This window comes from Leclercia sp. GLN_9, assembly GCF_043105735.1.
Taxonomy (GTDB): Bacteria; Pseudomonadota; Gammaproteobacteria; order Enterobacterales; family Enterobacteriaceae; genus Enterobacter; species Enterobacter adecarboxylatus.
Genome location: NZ_JBICLV010000017.1, coordinates 439,808 through 455,673, shown reverse-complemented (window position 1 = coordinate 455,673; position 15,866 = coordinate 439,808). Strand labels below are relative to the sequence as shown.

17 protein-coding genes and 1 pseudogene are annotated in these 15,866 nt (G+C 54.1%); 8 read left to right on the top strand and 10 right to left on the bottom strand.

Annotated elements, in window-relative coordinates; all coding sequences use genetic code 11:
- Positions 1-36: 36 nt before the first annotated feature.
- Positions 37-1,629 carry an EAL domain-containing protein gene (locus ACF8PE_RS12965; RefSeq protein ID WP_077227063.1) on the top strand — a complete coding sequence of 531 codons (1,593 nt, stop codon included), beginning with the start codon at positions 37-39 and terminating at the stop codon, positions 1,627-1,629.
- Here ACF8PE_RS12965 and yoaE read toward each other — a convergent pair whose 3' ends face one another.
- Both yoaE and ACF8PE_RS12955 read right to left on the bottom strand, forming a co-directional pair.
- Complete coding sequence (gene yoaE, locus ACF8PE_RS12960; protein ID WP_032611501.1) at positions 1,630-3,189, bottom strand: CNNM family cation transport protein YoaE; 1,560 nt, start codon at positions 3,187-3,189, stop codon at positions 1,630-1,632.
- Positions 3,177-3,335: a protein YoaL gene (locus ACF8PE_RS12955; RefSeq protein ID WP_371320486.1), complete on the bottom strand. Its 159-nt coding sequence runs from the start codon at positions 3,333-3,335 to the stop codon at positions 3,177-3,179. Before ACF8PE_RS12955 ends, yoaE begins: the two co-directional genes overlap by 13 nt.
- A 316-nt stretch (positions 3,336-3,651) precedes the next feature.
- Between ACF8PE_RS12955 and manX the strand changes: the two genes are divergently transcribed.
- The 5 genes from manX (at position 3,652) to mntP (ending at position 7,804) form a co-directional block, all read left to right on the top strand.
- Positions 3,652-4,626 (top strand): PTS mannose transporter subunit IIAB, encoded by a 975-nt coding sequence (manX, locus tag ACF8PE_RS12950; protein ID WP_032611503.1) that lies wholly within the window; start codon positions 3,652-3,654, stop codon positions 4,624-4,626.
- 46 nt (positions 4,627-4,672) lie between these two features.
- The gene (locus ACF8PE_RS12945; RefSeq protein ID WP_032611504.1) at positions 4,673-5,470 is read left to right on the top strand and encodes a PTS mannose/fructose/sorbose transporter subunit IIC; all 798 of its coding nucleotides are present in this window, start codon (positions 4,673-4,675) and stop codon (positions 5,468-5,470) included.
- 12 nt (positions 5,471-5,482) lie between these two features.
- Positions 5,483-6,334, top strand: coding sequence for a PTS mannose transporter subunit IID (locus ACF8PE_RS12940; RefSeq protein WP_032611505.1), 852 nt, complete (start codon positions 5,483-5,485; stop codon positions 6,332-6,334).
- 57 nt (positions 6,335-6,391) lie between these two features.
- Positions 6,392-6,850: a DUF986 family protein gene (locus ACF8PE_RS12935; protein ID WP_032611507.1), complete on the top strand. Its 459-nt coding sequence runs from the start codon at positions 6,392-6,394 to the stop codon at positions 6,848-6,850.
- A gap of 390 nt (positions 6,851-7,240) precedes the next feature.
- Complete coding sequence (gene mntP / locus ACF8PE_RS12930) at positions 7,241-7,804, top strand: manganese efflux pump MntP (RefSeq protein WP_032611566.1); 564 nt, start codon at positions 7,241-7,243, stop codon at positions 7,802-7,804.
- Here mntP and rlmA read toward each other — a convergent pair.
- From rlmA to mgrB, 7 genes and pseudogenes are all read right to left on the bottom strand, one after another.
- On the bottom strand, positions 7,801-8,616 hold the full coding sequence (gene rlmA / locus ACF8PE_RS12925; protein WP_191152522.1) for a 23S rRNA (guanine(745)-N(1))-methyltransferase: 816 nt from the start codon (positions 8,614-8,616) through the stop codon (positions 7,801-7,803). The genes mntP and rlmA overlap by 4 nt on opposite strands.
- Positions 8,617-8,682: 66 nt before the next feature.
- Positions 8,683-10,401 carry a peptidoglycan glycosyltransferase FtsI gene (gene ftsI, locus ACF8PE_RS12920; RefSeq protein WP_059307650.1) on the bottom strand — a complete coding sequence of 573 codons (1,719 nt, stop codon included), beginning with the start codon at positions 10,399-10,401 and terminating at the stop codon, positions 8,683-8,685.
- 217 nt (positions 10,402-10,618) lie between these two features.
- Positions 10,619-10,828, bottom strand: a complete 210-nt coding sequence (cspE, locus tag ACF8PE_RS12915) for a transcription antiterminator/RNA stability regulator CspE (protein WP_001062678.1) — start codon at positions 10,826-10,828, stop codon at positions 10,619-10,621.
- A gap of 18 nt (positions 10,829-10,846) precedes the next feature.
- Positions 10,847-10,985: pseudogene (locus tag ACF8PE_RS12910) on the bottom strand (DUF2627 domain-containing protein); the annotation flags it as partial.
- Between the two features lie 526 nt (positions 10,986-11,511).
- Entirely contained in the window at positions 11,512-12,501 is a 990-nt protein-coding gene (locus ACF8PE_RS12905) for an MBL fold metallo-hydrolase (protein WP_392494957.1), read from the bottom strand.
- Between the two features lie 19 nt (positions 12,502-12,520).
- Positions 12,521-12,811 (bottom strand): YebO family protein, encoded by a 291-nt coding sequence (locus tag ACF8PE_RS12900; RefSeq protein WP_032611519.1) that lies wholly within the window; start codon positions 12,809-12,811, stop codon positions 12,521-12,523.
- Between the two features lie 73 nt (positions 12,812-12,884).
- A complete protein-coding gene (mgrB, locus tag ACF8PE_RS12895; RefSeq protein WP_032611520.1) occupies positions 12,885-13,028 on the bottom strand; it encodes a PhoP/PhoQ regulator MgrB in 144 nt (47 codons plus the stop codon).
- Positions 13,029-13,185: 157 nt separating this feature from the next.
- On the opposite strand from mgrB, the gene ACF8PE_RS12890 reads away from it, so the two are divergent.
- Positions 13,186-13,425, top strand: a complete 240-nt coding sequence (locus ACF8PE_RS12890) for a YobH family protein (RefSeq protein ID WP_117385402.1) — start codon at positions 13,186-13,188, stop codon at positions 13,423-13,425.
- 53 nt (positions 13,426-13,478) lie between these two features.
- Here the strand turns inward: ACF8PE_RS12890 and kdgR are convergent, their stop codons facing one another.
- Positions 13,479-14,270: a DNA-binding transcriptional regulator KdgR gene (kdgR, locus tag ACF8PE_RS12885; protein ID WP_032611524.1), complete on the bottom strand. Its 792-nt coding sequence runs from the start codon at positions 14,268-14,270 to the stop codon at positions 13,479-13,481.
- 178 nt (positions 14,271-14,448) lie between these two features.
- On the opposite strand from kdgR, the gene ACF8PE_RS12880 reads away from it, so the two are divergent.
- Positions 14,449-15,822 (top strand): MFS transporter, encoded by a 1,374-nt coding sequence (locus ACF8PE_RS12880; protein WP_392494956.1) that lies wholly within the window; start codon positions 14,449-14,451, stop codon positions 15,820-15,822.
- Positions 15,823-15,866: the final 44 nt, after the last annotated feature.

Sequence of the window (15,866 nt, the reverse complement as noted above, 5' to 3'; positions counted from 1 at the left end):
GGCATTCACGCCAGTGGCTTTTCGGGTGGCCGTGGCATGCAAACAGCTCACAGGATAATTACCAATTATCGCCGCAAACGGATTATCGTCTGCCTGGTGTTGTCACTTACTACCCTCGTTTGCACGCTAATTATTGGCTTTATTTCACAGCGCAATTTAAATCAGCAATCTACCGCCGCCTTCGTTTCACACGCGGTTGAAACGCTGGATAAGATCCTGCAGCCTCTGGAGACCGGGCGCGACGTGGTGCAACCGCTGATCGGCCTGCCCTGCATGGAGGTCAATTTTTTACTACGTAAACAGGCTGCCTCCCTGCAAACCGTGCGCTCGATTGGCCTGATCAAAGACGGCATTCTCTACTGCTCCAGTATGTTCGGCGAACGCGATATTCCCATCAGCCAGTTCCAGCCCCAACTGCCCGCCTCCCAACCTTTACTGTTTCTCACTACCGATGAGGCCCTGCTGCAAGGCAGCCCGGTGCTTATTCAGTGGTATCCGGTGCCCGGCGAAGGTGACGATGGGGTCATGGAAATTGTCAATATCGAGCTCATTGCCCGACTGCTGCTGGAGCCAGAGCTGCCGATCATTAATGACGTCAACCTCAGCGTGGGCGGAAAACATCTGAATCATGACCGCCAGCTCTCGGATGCGCTGGTGTTTGACAGCGACCAGACGGTGTATCAGCAGGCCTCCGGCAATTTCCCTTTCACCATTACCGTGAACGGCCCCGGCCCGACGGACCTGGCGCTGAGAAGCCTGCCCTCACAGCTGCCGCTGGCGGTGATACTCACCATGCTGGTGGGGTATATCGCCTGGCTTGCCACTGCCAGTCGGATGAGTTTTACGCGAGAGATCAATTACGGGCTGGCGACCGGTGAGTTCGAGCTGTTTTGCCAACCGCTGATCGATGCCCAAAAGCAAGATTGTGTCGGGGTGGAAATTCTTCTGCGCTGGAATAATCCGCGGCAGGGGTGGATTTCCCCGGATATCTTTATTCCGCTGGCAGAGGAGCATAACCTGATTGTCCCCCTCACCCGCTACGTGCTGATCGAAACCGTCAACCATCTGCCGATATTCCCCACCGTGTCGGGTTTTCATATTGGCATTAACGTGGCGGCCAGCCATTTTCGCGACGGGGTGCTTCTCCACGACCTGAACCACGTCTGGTTCAGCGCCCAGCCAGCACAGCAACTGGTGATTGAACTTACCGAGCGCGATACCCTGCTGGAGATGGATTACAACATTGTGGAGGCACTGCATCAGAAAGGGGTCAAGCTGGCGATCGATGATTTCGGCACCGGCAACAGCTCGCTCTCGTGGCTGGAAAAACTCAATCCTGAGGTGCTAAAAATTGATAAATCCTTCACCGCCGCTATTGGCACCGATGCCGTTAATTCGACGGTGACGGATATTATTATTGCCCTCGCTCAACGCCTGAACATTGAGCTGGTGGCGGAGGGGGTGGAGACCTGCGACCAGGCCAGCCATCTTCGCCTGCACGGCGTGGAGTTTTTGCAGGGGTTCCTGTATGCGCGGCCAATGCCACTGCGGGATTTCCCGCAGTGGCTGGCGGAGAGTTCACCTCCGCCAGCCACGCATAACGGGACGATGATGCCGCTATTACCCTGATTACTCTTCTTCGTCGTGGGCAGATTGCTCTTTAACAATGCGCACCAGGTCAACGCGGTAATCATTGGCGGTCACGATCGTTATCTTCAGCGGCGGTAATTCGAGAACATCACCAGTACGCGGGATTTGACCGTTAACGGCAATCACCAGACCAGCCACCGTCGCAATATCCTCATCGTGGTTGGTCAGATGTTCCAGACCCAGCGTATGTTGCAGGGCATGCAGGTCGGTGGTGCCTTTGACCAGCCAGCCATCACCGTCATTGATGATTTCTGGCGTTTCGTCAGCATCCGGGAACTCACCGGCAATCGCTTCCAGTACGTCCAGCGGCGTAACCAGACCCTGTACCACGCCGAACTCGTTGGTCACGATAACAAAGCTACCCCGGGCACGGCGCAGTACGCCAAGCAGGTTGATCGGGTCGAGGGTTTCTGGCACCACGATGGCAGGCGACGCAGCGGCAATGGCTTCAACGTTTGCCCCCTCTTCCAGCGCCACCAGCATCTCTTTGGCGCGCACAACACCAATGATCTCATCCAGCTCACCGCGACACACCGGGAACAGGCTGTGCGGGGAGGAGAGCAGCTGCTGGCGGATTTCTTCCACGCTCAGGCTGGCGTCAACCCAGCTGATCTCGCCACGCGGGGTCATGATCCCGCGCAGGGAGCGCGAGGCCAGCGACAGAACGCCGTTGATCATATAACGCTCTTCTTCCACAAAGGCGCCTTCCGGGACCGGCACCGGAACATGGTTATCGCTGTCCTGCTGGGCTTTGGCTTCACGGCGGCCGCCCATCAGACGCAGGATCGCATCAGCGGTACGGGCACGCAGCGGCTGGTTCGACTGCTGGCGAATAAAGTTGCGACGGGCAATCTGGTTAAACATCTCTATAATGATGGAGAAACCAATTGCGGCGTACAGATAGCCTTTCGGAATATGGAAGCCGAAACCTTCTGCCACCAGGCTCAGACCAATCATCAGCAGGAAGCTCAGACAGAGCACCACCACGGTCGGATGCTGGTTGACGAATCGTGTCAACGGCTTTGAGGCGAGCAACATCACCGCCATCGCAATGATCACGGCAGCCATCATCACCGGCAGATGGTTCACCATACCGACAGCGGTAATCACCGCGTCGAGGGAGAAGACGGCATCCAGCACCACAATTTGCAGTACCACCACCCAGAAGCTGGCGTAGCCTTTACCGTGTCCGTCGTCATGCTGGCGGTTTTCCAGCCGTTCATGAAGCTCGGTTGTGGCTTTGAAGAGCAGGAATATCCCCCCCAGCAGCATGATCAGGTCACGCCCTGAGAAGGTGAAATCGAATGCGGTGAACAGCGGTTGCGTCAGCGTCACCATCCAGGAGATGACCGACAGCAGTGCAAGACGCATGATCAGCGCCAGTGACAGGCCAATTAAGCGTGCTTTATCTCGTTGTTTAGGCGGAAGTTTATCGGCAAGGATAGCAATAAACACCAGGTTATCAATGCCGAGAACGATCTCAAGCACAACCAGCGTGAGCAATCCTACCCAGATTTGCGGGTCCATTAAGAATTCCATGACAAGCTCCTGCTAAAGGAATGGCAAAACGGCGCCACGACAGATTCGGGCGAAACGGTAAAAGGCGTAAACAGTGAGTGGCGTGAATAGCCGGTAAGGCTGGCCAGAGTTGGCCGGATGTGTGACTGGCGTCGGTGACGGTCCATACAGTGGGCTACTGCCCAATACTCCTGACAAGTAAACGGAAGCTAAACATATCAGAGACCTGGGCTTTGTGGCAAAGATTTACTTTCCTTTGCAAACAGATGTTTCCGTGCTTATTTCGATCACAGAAATATCTGGTTGGCTTAGGCTAAATTACGGATCTTCATCACATAAATTATTTTTTCACTGTCTAAAATAAATCGCGTAAGTCTTAGTTCATTGAACTCTAACCCTTATCTGAATCGATTCGTTCTTTCGAAGATGATCACTAATGCCTCACTCGTGCGGGGTATTAACGATAATAAAAGGAGGTAGCAAGTGACTATTGCTATTGTTATAGGCACACATGGTTGGGCTGCAGAGCAGTTACTTAAAACCGCAGAAATGCTTTTAGGCGAACAGGAAAACGTCGGCTGGATCGATTTCGTTCCCGGTGAAAACGCCGAGACACTGATAGAAAAATACACGGCTCAACTGTCCAGACTGGATACCAGCAGCGGCGTATTGTTCCTTGTTGACACATGGGGCGGCAGCCCGTTTAACGCCGCCAGCCGCATTGTGGTCGATAAAGAGCAGTATGAGGTGGTCGCCGGGGTCAATATTCCGATGCTGGTTGAAACCCTGATGGCACGCGACGATAACCCAACCTTTGACGAGCTGGTTGCGCTGGCGGTCGAAACCGGTCGCGAAGGCGTGAAAGCGCTGAAAGCGAAACCGGTTGAGGTCGCAAAAGCCGCACCCGTTGCCGCCGCAGCGGCTGCGAAACCCGCCGCCTCGCAAAAGCCGATGGGTCCGAACGATTACATGCAGATTGGCCTGGCGCGTATCGACGACCGTTTGATTCATGGTCAGGTTGCGACCCGCTGGACCAAAGAGACCAACGTGCAGCGCATTATCGTGGTCAGCGATGAAGTGGCCGCCGATACGGTCCGTAAAACCCTCCTCACCCAGGTAGCGCCGCCGGGCGTGACCGCCCACGTGGTGGACGTTGCCAAAATGATCCGCGTTTATAACAACCCGAAATATGCGGGTGAACGCATCATGCTGCTGTTTACCAATCCGACAGACGTTGAACGCGTTGTCGAAGGCGGCGTGAACATTACGTCCGTCAACATTGGTGGTATGGCGTTCCGTCAGGGTAAAACCCAGGTGAACAATGCGATTTCAGTCGATGAGAAAGATATCGAAGCCTTTAAAAAACTCAATGCCCGCGGTATTGAGCTTGAGGCTCGTAAAGTTTCCACCGATCAGAAACTGAAAATGATGGATTTGATCGGCAAAGTCGGGAAATAACCCTGCGCTGATTTTCACATAAAGCTTATGTCATAGGAGAAGTACAATGGAGATTACCACTCTTCAGATTGTGCTGGTGTTCGTCGTCGCTTGTATAGCGGGTATGGAATCCGTACTTGATGAATTTCAGTTTCACCGTCCGCTGGTTGCCTGTACGTTAATCGGCGCCGTTCTCGGGGATATGAAAACCGGTATCATCATCGGTGGTACCCTGGAAATGATCGCCCTCGGCTGGATGAATATCGGTGCCGCCGTGGCCCCGGATGCGGCGCTTGCCTCCATCATCTCTACCGTTCTGGTTATTGCCGGCCATCAAAACATCGGTGCCGGTATCGCGCTGGCTATTCCACTGGCAGCTGCAGGTCAGGTTCTGACCATCATCGTGCGTACCATCACCGTTGCGTTCCAGCATGCGGCTGACAAGGCGGCGGAGAATGGCAACCTGACGGCGCTCTCCTGGATCCACGTCTCGTCCCTGTTCCTGCAGGCGATGCGTATTGCTATCCCGGCGGTCATCGTGGCGATCTCTGTCGGCACCAGTGAAGTGCAGAGCATGCTGAACGCTATTCCAGAGGTGGTTACCGGCGGTCTGAACATTGCGGGTGGCATGATCGTGGTGGTGGGTTATGCGATGGTCATCAACATGATGCGCGCAGGCTACCTGATGCCGTTCTTCTACCTCGGCTTTGTTACCGCGGCATTTACCAACTTCAACCTGGTTGCACTGGGCGTGATTGGTGCGGTAATGGCTATCCTCTACATCCAGCTCAGCCCGAAATATAACCGCGTAGCCGGTGGTGCACAGGTTGCTGGTAATAACGATCTCGATAACGAACTGGACTAGCAGGTGAGCGACATGGTTGATATGACTAAAACTACCCCTCAGAAAAAACTGACTCCAGGGGATATTCGTGGCGTGTTCATCCGTTCAAACCTGTTCCAGGGTTCATGGAACTTCGAACGTATGCAGGCGCTGGGCTTCTGCTTCTCGATGGTGCCGGCGATCAAACGTCTGTACCCGGAAAACAACGACGCGCGTCGTCAGGCGATTAAGCGTCACCTGGAATTCTTCAACACCCACCCTTACGTCGCGGCCCCGGTACTGGGCGTAACGCTGGCGATGGAAGAGCAGCGTGCGAACGGCGCCGAGATCGACGATGGTGCCATCAACGGTATCAAAGTGGGTCTGATGGGGCCGCTGGCAGGCGTTGGTGACCCGATCTTCTGGGGGACTGTACGTCCGGTCTTTGCAGCGCTGGGTGCGGGTATTGCTATGAGCGGTAGCCTGCTTGGTCCTCTGCTGTTCTTTATCCTGTTCAACGTGGTACGTCTGGCGACCCGTTATTACGGCGTGGCGTACGGCTACCGTAAGGGCGTGGATATCGTTCAGGATATGGGCGGCGGCTTCCTGCAAAAACTGACCGAGGGGGCGTCAATCCTCGGCCTGTTTGTCATGGGGGCGTTGGTGAACAAGTGGACGCACGTCAACATCCCGCTGGTGGTGTCCACCATCACCGGCCAGGATGGCCAGACGCGCGTGACCACGGTACAAACCATCCTTGACCAACTGATGCCGGGCCTGGTGCCGCTGCTGTTGACCTTCGCCTGTATGTGGCTGCTGCGCAAGAAGGTGAATGCGCTGTGGATCATCGTCGGCTTCTTCGTTATCGGTATCGTGGGTTACGCTATCGGTCTGCTGGGCCTGTAAGTTTTTGCTGAATACACCGGGGGCAAGTATGCCCCCGTTTTTTTATCTGGAGGATGAATGACGGTCACGGACATCGTACTGGTTGTCTTTATTGCTGCCCTTCTGGCGTATGCCATTTACGACGAATTGATCATGCCCCGCCGCAACGGTACGACCTTGCTCACGATCCCCCTGCTGCGTCGCGGCCGCGTTGATGGTGTCATCTTTGCTGGCCTGCTGATGATCCTGATTTATAACAACGTGATGAGCCAGGGTGCTTTATTAACCACATGGTTATTATGTGCACTGGCATTAATGGCCTTTTATCTGTTCTGGATGCGGGTGCCGAAAATAATCTTCAAACCTGCTGGGTTCTTTTTCGCCAATGTCTGGATAGAATATAACCGCATTAAAGAGATGAATTTATCAGAAGACGGCGTACTGGTGATGCAATTAGAGCAGCGACGCCTGCTTATCCGGGTAAAGAATATCGACGATCTCGAGAAGATATATCACTTACTCGTTAAAACTCAATGAGTTAAAATAATAGCCTTGGCTATATTTGGATGTGGGTTTTACCCTGCCTTATAGCCAAAGCTATATTTCTTTTGTGAATACACGCCATATTCTTAACGTTATTTTCACATCCACATCCAAATGAAAATCGTTATCATCGAATAGAACGAATAATACTTTCCGGTTGTTGTTTTAACTTCTCAAAATATGTTAAGGTTGCGCCCGTCGTTGGGGAGTAGCCGATTTCCGGTATGCCGGAAATGTACGTGTCAACATACTCGTTGCAAAACGTGGCACGTACGGATTGTTTCTGCGTCAGGCAGAGGGATCAGGCGAGACCATAGACGCATCAACTGCTGTTTACTGGGGGCAGTGATGTGTCATATGGATATTCCCGGTCTGGACGCGCTGATGAACCTCTCTGCAACACTTCTTCTGGCCTTTGGTATGTCTATGGATGCTTTTGCCGCCTCCATGGGGAAAGGCGCCACGCTCCACAAACCCAAATTCTCTGAAGCCCTGCGTACCGGCCTTATCTTCGGCGCTATCGAAACCCTGACGCCGCTGATCGGCTGGGGTCTGGGGATGCTTGCCAGCCAGTTCGTGCTGGAATGGAACCACTGGATCGCCTTTATCCTGCTGACTTTCCTCGGCGGTCGTATGGTTATCGAAGGTATTCGCAATGATGTCGGTGACGACGAGCCGGTTCAGCGTCACGGCTTCTGGCTGCTGGTCACCACGGCGATCGCCACCAGCCTTGATGCAATGGCGGTAGGCGTCGGGCTGGCGTTCCTGCAAGTGAACATCATTGCTACCGCGCTGGCCATTGGTTGCGCGACCTTAATCATGTCCACTCTGGGGATGATGGTCGGCCGGTTTATCGGCCCGCTGTTAGGCAAACGCGCCGAGATCCTCGGCGGTATCGTGTTAATCGGTATTGGCGTGCAGATTATGTGGAGCCACTTCGCCGGTTAACCGACGCGCTGCCAGCAGTGGATGCTAAAATCTGTCTGGCAGCTGAAAAGTTCCTGTTTTGCCAGCGTCTCCCACACTTCTGGTTTTGCCCGCCATGCGAACGGCGTCATCTGTAACAGCGCCACTGCCTCAGTTCCGCTCAGGGACATGTTATAAGCCAGCGATTGCTCCTCCCGAAGTACAAAGCCTGCCAGTTGCTCCGAGTGCGGCGCATGCAGCAGAACCTCATTGTAAATCAGCCCTTTCAGCTCCATCAGATGACGCGGACCAGGCGTAACGGTGATCACCCAGCCCTCCTCTTTCACTACCCGGGCTAACTCTTCGCCTTTGCAGGGGGCGTAGATGCGGATCACTGCATCCATACTGCTCTCTTCAAACGGCAGACGGTGGCTGGATGCCACGCAAAAGGTGGCCTGCGAATAGCGTTTGGCTGCAGCGCGGATGGCGGATTTTGAGACATCCAGCCCGAAGGTCGACGCGCCTTTTTCCCGCGCGGTGTCGGCAAAGGCGGCGGTGTAATACCCTTCCCCACAGCCAATATCGAGAATTGATGTCGCCCCTGCAGGCAATAACGCCGCCAGCTTCCCGGCAACTTCGTCGCGCAAAGGCTGATAATGACCCGCATCGAGAAAGGCTCTGCGCGCCTGCATCATCTCTGCGCTGTCGCCCGGATCGCGCGAACGCTTATGCTGTACCGGCAGCAGATTGACATAGCCCTCTTTCGCCATATCGTACCGATGCCCTTGTGGGCAGGCGTAACTTTTATCCGTATGCGCCAGCGGCGCGTGGCAAAGAGGACAGCAGAATGTCATGGGAACTCCGGGCAATCATAAAGGGCGAAAGTGTACCGCTAATCGCCCCGCTGTAAAACGCCTTGCTTAACGCATTACGATGAGATGGCTGGAATCGGCCGGTAATCCATCAGGTTTGATGTTTTCGATGCGCAGCACGTCACCCATAATCTGGCTGAACACGGGCGCGGAGACCGCCCCGCCGTAATAGGCCCCGTTTTGTGGATCGTTAATGACCACCGCCAGGGCGAAGACAGGCCGGCTGGCTGGTGCAACACCGGCGGTATAGGCCACATATTTATCAACATAGTTGCCGCGGTCATCGATTTTCTTCGCGGTGCCGGTTTTCACCGCTACGCGGTAATCACGCACCGCTGCCTTAACCCCGCCGCCGCCAGGCAAGGCCACGCTCTCCATCATGTGCTCCACCTCCTGCACAATGGATGCTGGCATCACCTGCGTGCCGATCACCGGCGGATCAATACGAGTAATGGAGAGTGGACGTTCCAGGCCATTGCCGCCAATGGTGGCATAGACATGCGCCAGTTGAAGCGGAGTTACCATCAGGCCATAGCCAAACGCAAAGGTAGCGCGATCGAGCTGGCTCCAGAATTTACGCTCAGGCAGTAGGCCGCTGCTCTCCCCTGTTAATCCAAGGCCGGTAGAGCGACCAAAACCAAACCCATGATAGGTGTCCAGCAGACGCTGGATCGGCATTGCCAGTGAGAGGCGGGACACGCCGGTATCGCTCGATTTTTGCAGGATGCCGGTTAGCGTCAGTTCCGGGTAGTAACCGACGTCGCGAATGCGGTGTCCGGCCAGAGTGTAGGGATGGGTGTCGATAACGCTATCTGGCTGCACCAGCCCTTGCTGTAACGCGGTCATCAGCACCAGTGGCTTGACGGTGGAACCAGGTTCAAAGGTGTCGCTGATGGCGCGATTACGAAAATCATTCAGCGTGGCACCGTCACGGTTATTGGGATTGAAATCCGGGAAGTTGGCCATAGCGAGGATCTCCCCGGTCTGGATATTGATCAGCACCGCCGCGCCCGATTCCGCTTTGTTCCACGCCACGGCATTGTCCAGCGCGTCTTCGGTGATAGTTTGCAGCCGCTCGTCAATACTCAACTGAATATTATGGGCCGGTACGGGCGGAACTTCGGTAATATTCTCAATCACATGACCGTAGCGATCTTCGCGGACGCGTCGCAGACCGGGCTTACCGGTCAACTGCGCATTAAAGCTTTTCTCTATTCCTTCAATACCCTGCCCGTCGATATTGGTAAAGCCGATAAGGTTGGCCGCCACGTGCCCGGCCGGGTAGAAGCGCCGGGACTCATCGCGCAGGCTGATACCCGGCAGATGGAGCTTATCGATCCACTGGGCCTGGGCAGGATCCACCTGGCGAGCCAGATAGATAAAACGCCCCTGCGGATTGCTGTTGATTCGTGCGGCAAGGTTGGGAAGGGACAAATGCAGCGCACTGGCTAACGCCTGCCAGCGATTATCAAATCCGACCCCACCTTTCGCCAGCACCGTTTTCGGATCGGCCCACACCGCCTGCACCGGCACGCTCACTGCCAACGGCCGCCCCGCCCTGTCGACTATCATTCCTCTCGGAGCGTTAATCGCGACTTCCCGCAGGGAGCGCATATCCTCCTGCTTAACGAGGGGATCCGGTTTCACAATCTGCAGCCAGGCGACGCGCCCGAGCAGGAAAACCAGGCTGCCAAAAATGGCGACACACAGAAGGGCAAAACGTAACGGGGTGAAGTTTGCTGCGGGATTGACGGGTTTCTTTTTCACCAGAACTCCAGGGCTGAATAACAACGCCCTGATTTAACGGCAAATTTGCGTCCTGATGGGGAAAACAATGCTAATACTCTCGCAGCTTTGCAACAAACTGCAAACAGAGACGCAGGTGGTAACACTTTGAAAAAATTGCATTAAAAAGCCCCGCACAAGCGAGGCTTTATCTCTGCAACTGAAACGTCGAAACGCTTCAGACAAGGCAGGGGTTCGATCAGATAGCGGTTACGTTAACAGCAGCCGGACCTTTCTGGCCGTCCTGAATTTCGAACTCAACGTTCTGGCCTTCAGCCAGAGTTTTGAAGCCGTTACCCTGGATTGCAGAGAAGTGTACGAACACATCTTTGCTACCGTCAGCAGGAGTAATGAAACCAAAACCTTTAGACTCGTTGAACCACTTAACTTGACCTTTAATCTTTGCCATTTGCAAAATTCCTTTGAATGTTTTCTTAGCCCGTGGGCATTCACTGAGATAAAACTGAGACATTACTGCATGAGGCACTAATATAAGGTTCGGCAGAGAAGCGGTATTCAACGACAACGTGTTTACTCAGGACTTCTTTACTGAAAATGCCACACATAAACAGAACTGTACCTCGTTTGACCCAAACCGTGTTATCACATACAACTTAAATAATGGCAAGCCATTTTTAAACGTGTCTCGATCAGCCGCACAAATTGGGGGACTGATTTGCCACAATCTGCACAGTAATGCACTTACGTGTATACAGAGCCTGTTTGTTGCGCGATCAGTAACCGTCAGGGGAGACGCTGTTATCAAAGACTTTTTTACCTTAGACCAATAACTTCAGATCGTCCAGCAAGCGAAGCTGATTTCGTGACAGGGTTATTTCCGTTAGAACAATTGGTAAGAAGTTATGCTGTTTTAATCGCAACGGCAGAGATTTGTTTCCTTGCTTAAAACAGCCCTGGGCGCTTCGCTTGTTTAACTTATATACATCGCAACGTTGTTCGTCGCTATGCACCAAAATAATGATATTTTTATGAACCTGCCTCAAAAAAAGGCAATCAAAACGTTTCGATTAAATTAAAATATGATCCGCGTCGGTTTAATACGGAATAAGTACTATCTGAACTCGTAATAGTTTATATGGATAAATATTGACCAATGCGCAAGGGCTGAAAGTTATCGTCCGGCAGCGACAACGCCCTCAGGGTCTGAGACAGCTCTCTGACCGGTTCATCCAGTGACTCATCCGTCAGCTCAAACACGCCCCAGTGGATGGGGATCGCCCGCGGCATGCCCAGCTGTTGCCAGAGCGCCACCGCTGCCTGCGGATCCATATGATGAATCGACATGAACCAGCGTGGTGCAAAGGCGCCAATGGGTATCGCGATGGTATCCAGTTTTCCCAGCCGCTGGGGGATAGTCAGCAGATCTGGGGTGTAGCCCGTATCGCCGCTGAACCAGAAGCGCTGGTTTTGCCCTTCAAAGACCCACCCACACCAGAGCGAACGGTTGCGATCCCACAGGGTTCGCATGCTCCAGTGCTGCGCCGGAACGGCGGTGAATACCACTCCTTCGAAGACATAGCTTTGCCACCAGTCCAGCTCGACGATCTGTTTTGCCCCACGACGACGACACCATTCTCCAAGGCCTAAGGGCACAAAAAAGGTGAGCTGCGGAAAACGTCGCACCAGCTGGCGTACCGTAGCGGCGTCAAGATGATCATAATGGTTATGGGAAATCACCAGCGCATCCAGCGGTGGGAGCGCCGCAACGCTCATCACCGACGGCGTTTTTCTGGCAGGTCCGGCAAAGGGGACCGGGGAAGCGCGGCGGGAAAAGACCGGATCGGTAAGAATGTATTTCCCGTTCAGGCGTAGCAGCAAGCTGGCATGTCCCAGCCACCAGACGCCGTCCTCTTCATGGTTATTCAGGGTGACAGGTTGCCACCACTGGCGGATAAAATGCTCATAGCCCTGTTCGGGCGGCTTTGGCAGGCGGGCGGCTTTTCGCTCTTTCTGCCAGCGTTCGACATCGCCAGGCTGGTGCTCAGCGCCATCGACATTGCGAAAACCCTGCGGGGTATGATGCGCGAGGGAGGCGTTATACCAGGGATTGCTCCAGGCCATACTCACCTCCCCTGACTGGTTAGCGTTCAGCTACCAGACGAATAAAGTCATCGTCCTGGCTATTAGCCGTCTCTTCTGCCGCTTTTGGTGCTACTTTCTCTTCCGGTTCATTGGCTTCGCACAGGCGGCGCAGCAGCGCGTTCTGTCGTTTCTGCAAATCGACCAGCGTTTCAAGCAGTTCAATTTGCTCATTGGTACGGGAGCTTGCACGGTTGATAAAAAACCACAACACCAGCCCCACCACCAGCAATAGCACCGAGATCGCCAGAGATGCCACGCTCAGCATCCCGGAATTCACTAACTCACCCATTTCACCCCCCAATAAAAACGCTCATATTACCACTCGCGTTCAGGAAGGAAATCATTTGCGAGAAAAATGCCCGTTACCAGGGGATAAACTTATTCACAGAACAAATACCGCTAAAAAACTGTACGTCCTGGTCACACATCACATTGATGGTCTGCGTCCAGAGCAACACACAGGCCAGCAATACCAGCACCAGAATCACCCAGCGTATTTTTTTCACTCCACTCTCCGTCCATAACTGCCTGATGCCAGGTTATCATGCGCAACTTAAACCATGCCTAACTGTACCGTGAAGACGAGCCTTTCGGAATCATAGGCTTGTTAACGCAAATGTATCGGTTACGCTATGGGGCAGTCATTAAAAAAATGAGGCAATAATGCGCTTTTTTATTCGTACACTGATCGTTATAGCCCTGATCTGGACGGGTTTACTGCTGGCGGGTTATGGCGTGCTGATCGGCAGTAAAGAAAATGCGGGCGGACTGGGTATCCAGTGCAAGTACCTTACCGCGCGCGGATTCAGTACAGCACAATACATTCATTCTGACAGCGGCATTATCGGCCTCACTCGCTGCCCATTGCTGCGAAAGAGCGAGATAGTGGTCGATAACGGCTAATTCCGCACATAAAAAACGCTGCCCAAGGGCAGCGTTTTTTTATACCGGAAAACTCAGAACGGATAGTCGTTGTAACCCATCTGCTCAGAAATTTTTCGCGCCGCCGTGTGCAGCATTTCCACATATTCGTGCAGATGCTCTTCAGAGAAACGCAGCGTCGGGAAGGAGATGCTCAGGCCAGCAATCACCACACCGAAGCGGTCAAATACCGGCACGCCGATGCAGCGTAAGCCCTCTTCCTGCTCCTGGTTATCTTCGCCATAACCCTGCTCACGCACCTTATCCAGCACCTCTAACAGCTCATCGGTAGTGGTGATGGTGCGTTCAGTGCTGCGTTTATACTCGACGTTCTCGAGGATCTGCTTCACTTCTTCACGGTCGCGCCAGGCCAGCAGAACTTTACCGATAGCGGTACTGTAGAGCGGATTGCGGCGACCAATGCGTGAATACATGCGCAGGTTATACATGGAGTCGATCTTATGGATGTAGACAATGCTGTCTTCATCCAGCGCACCGAGGTGCACCGTCTCTTTCGTCAGACGAGAGAGTTCACGCATCTGAATATCAGCGCTACGGATCAGATCGACGTTCTGCAGCGCGCGTGCGCCCAGTTCGAATAGCTTCAGGGTCAGGGAGTATTTTTCAGACTCACCTTCCTGTGCAACATAACCCAGTGATTTCATGGTCTGCAAAAAGCGGTAAACGGTGCTTTTTGACATCATCACACGCTGGGACAGCTCAGTAATACCAATTTCGCGCTCTTCGCCAAGCGCCTGCAAGATGCCGAACACCTTTAACACAGAAGAAACAGAATCTGGCTGTTTATCCAAATCCGCGATTGCCATTAATCACCTCAACGCAAGTGTTTTATAAAATTTAGAACCGGTTTTTATTATAAATTCGCAGTGGCATTGCTGCAATCAATCCTGGCTTACCTGGTTACAAATCTGCGACATATAACCGAAATAACAGTGATAATATCGTTACCCTGTTAATAATAACCTGTATTGCTCATTCATTCTCATGACACTTACCCCCAAAGATGGACTGCCGTTACCGCAGCGCTATGGTGCAATTGCGACCATTATCATCGGTATTTCTATGGCCGTGCTGGATGGCGCGATCGCGAACGTCGCTCTGCCGACCATCGCCAGCGATCTGAATGCCTCGCCTGCCAGTTCGATCTGGATCGTCAACGCCTACCAGATAGCTATTGTCATCTCCCTGCTGTCGTTTTCGTTTCTGGGCGACATGTTTGGCTACCGCAGAGTGTATCAGTGCGGGCTGGTGGTCTTTACCCTGACCTCGCTGTTTTGCGCCCTTTCCGACACCTTGCACACCCTGACGCTGGCGCGCATCATCCAGGGGTTTGGCGGCGCGGCGCTGATGAGCGTTAATACCGCGCTGATCCGGCTTATCTACCCGCAGCGGCATCTGGGCCGGGGGATGGGGATCAACTCTTTTATAGTTGCGGTATCATCGGCGGCTGGCCCGACAATCGCCGCGGCGATCCTGTCGGTGGCTTCCTGGCAGTGGCTGTTCTTAATCAACGTTCCGCTGGGTATCGTGGCGCTTGTGTTCGCCCTGCGTTACTTACCCGCCAACGGCCCGAAAAGCAGCATGCCTAAATTCGATCTGCCAAGCGCGGTAATGAATGCCCTCACCTTTGGCCTGCTGATTACCGCTCTGAGCGGTTTCGCCCAGGGGCAGTCGCTGCCGTTGATCGCGGGCGAGGTCGTGGCGCTGCTGGTGGTGGGCTTCTTCTTCGTGCGTCGTCAGCTGGCGCTACCGGTACCGTTGCTGCCGGTGGATCTGCTGCGCATTCCCCTCTTCTCCCTCTCCATCGGCACCTCGATATGCTCTTTCTGCGCGCAGATGCTGGCCCTGGTCTCGCTGCCCTTTTTCCTGCAGAGCGTTATTGGCCGCTCGGAAGTGGAAACCGGTCTCCTGTTAACGCCATGGCCGCTGGCAACCATGGTAATGGCGCCGCTGGCTGGTTATCTGATTGAACGGGTTCACGCGGGATTGCTGGGTGCGCTGGGGATGGTAGTAATGGCGGCGGGTCTGTTCGCCCTCGCCCTGCTCCCGGCGGCTCCGCACGATCTGAATATCATCTGGCGAATGATCTTGTGCGGGGCCGGCTTTGGTCTGTTCCAGTCTCCGAACAACCATACGATTATCACTGCCGCCCCGCCTCATCGCAGCGGCGGAGCCAGCGGGATGCTGGGTACGGCGCGCCTGCTGGGACAAAGCACCGGCGCGGCGCTGGTGGCCTTACTGTTTAACCTGGCCGGGCAAAACGGCACGCACCTGGCGCTTCTGACCGCCGGCACGCTGGCCGCCGCTGCTGCCATCATCAGCGGGCTGCGGGTGACGCAACCACGGCCGCAGGCATAAAAAAAGCGCGTCCGTGGACGCGCTTTTTCATTCACAAGCCAAAG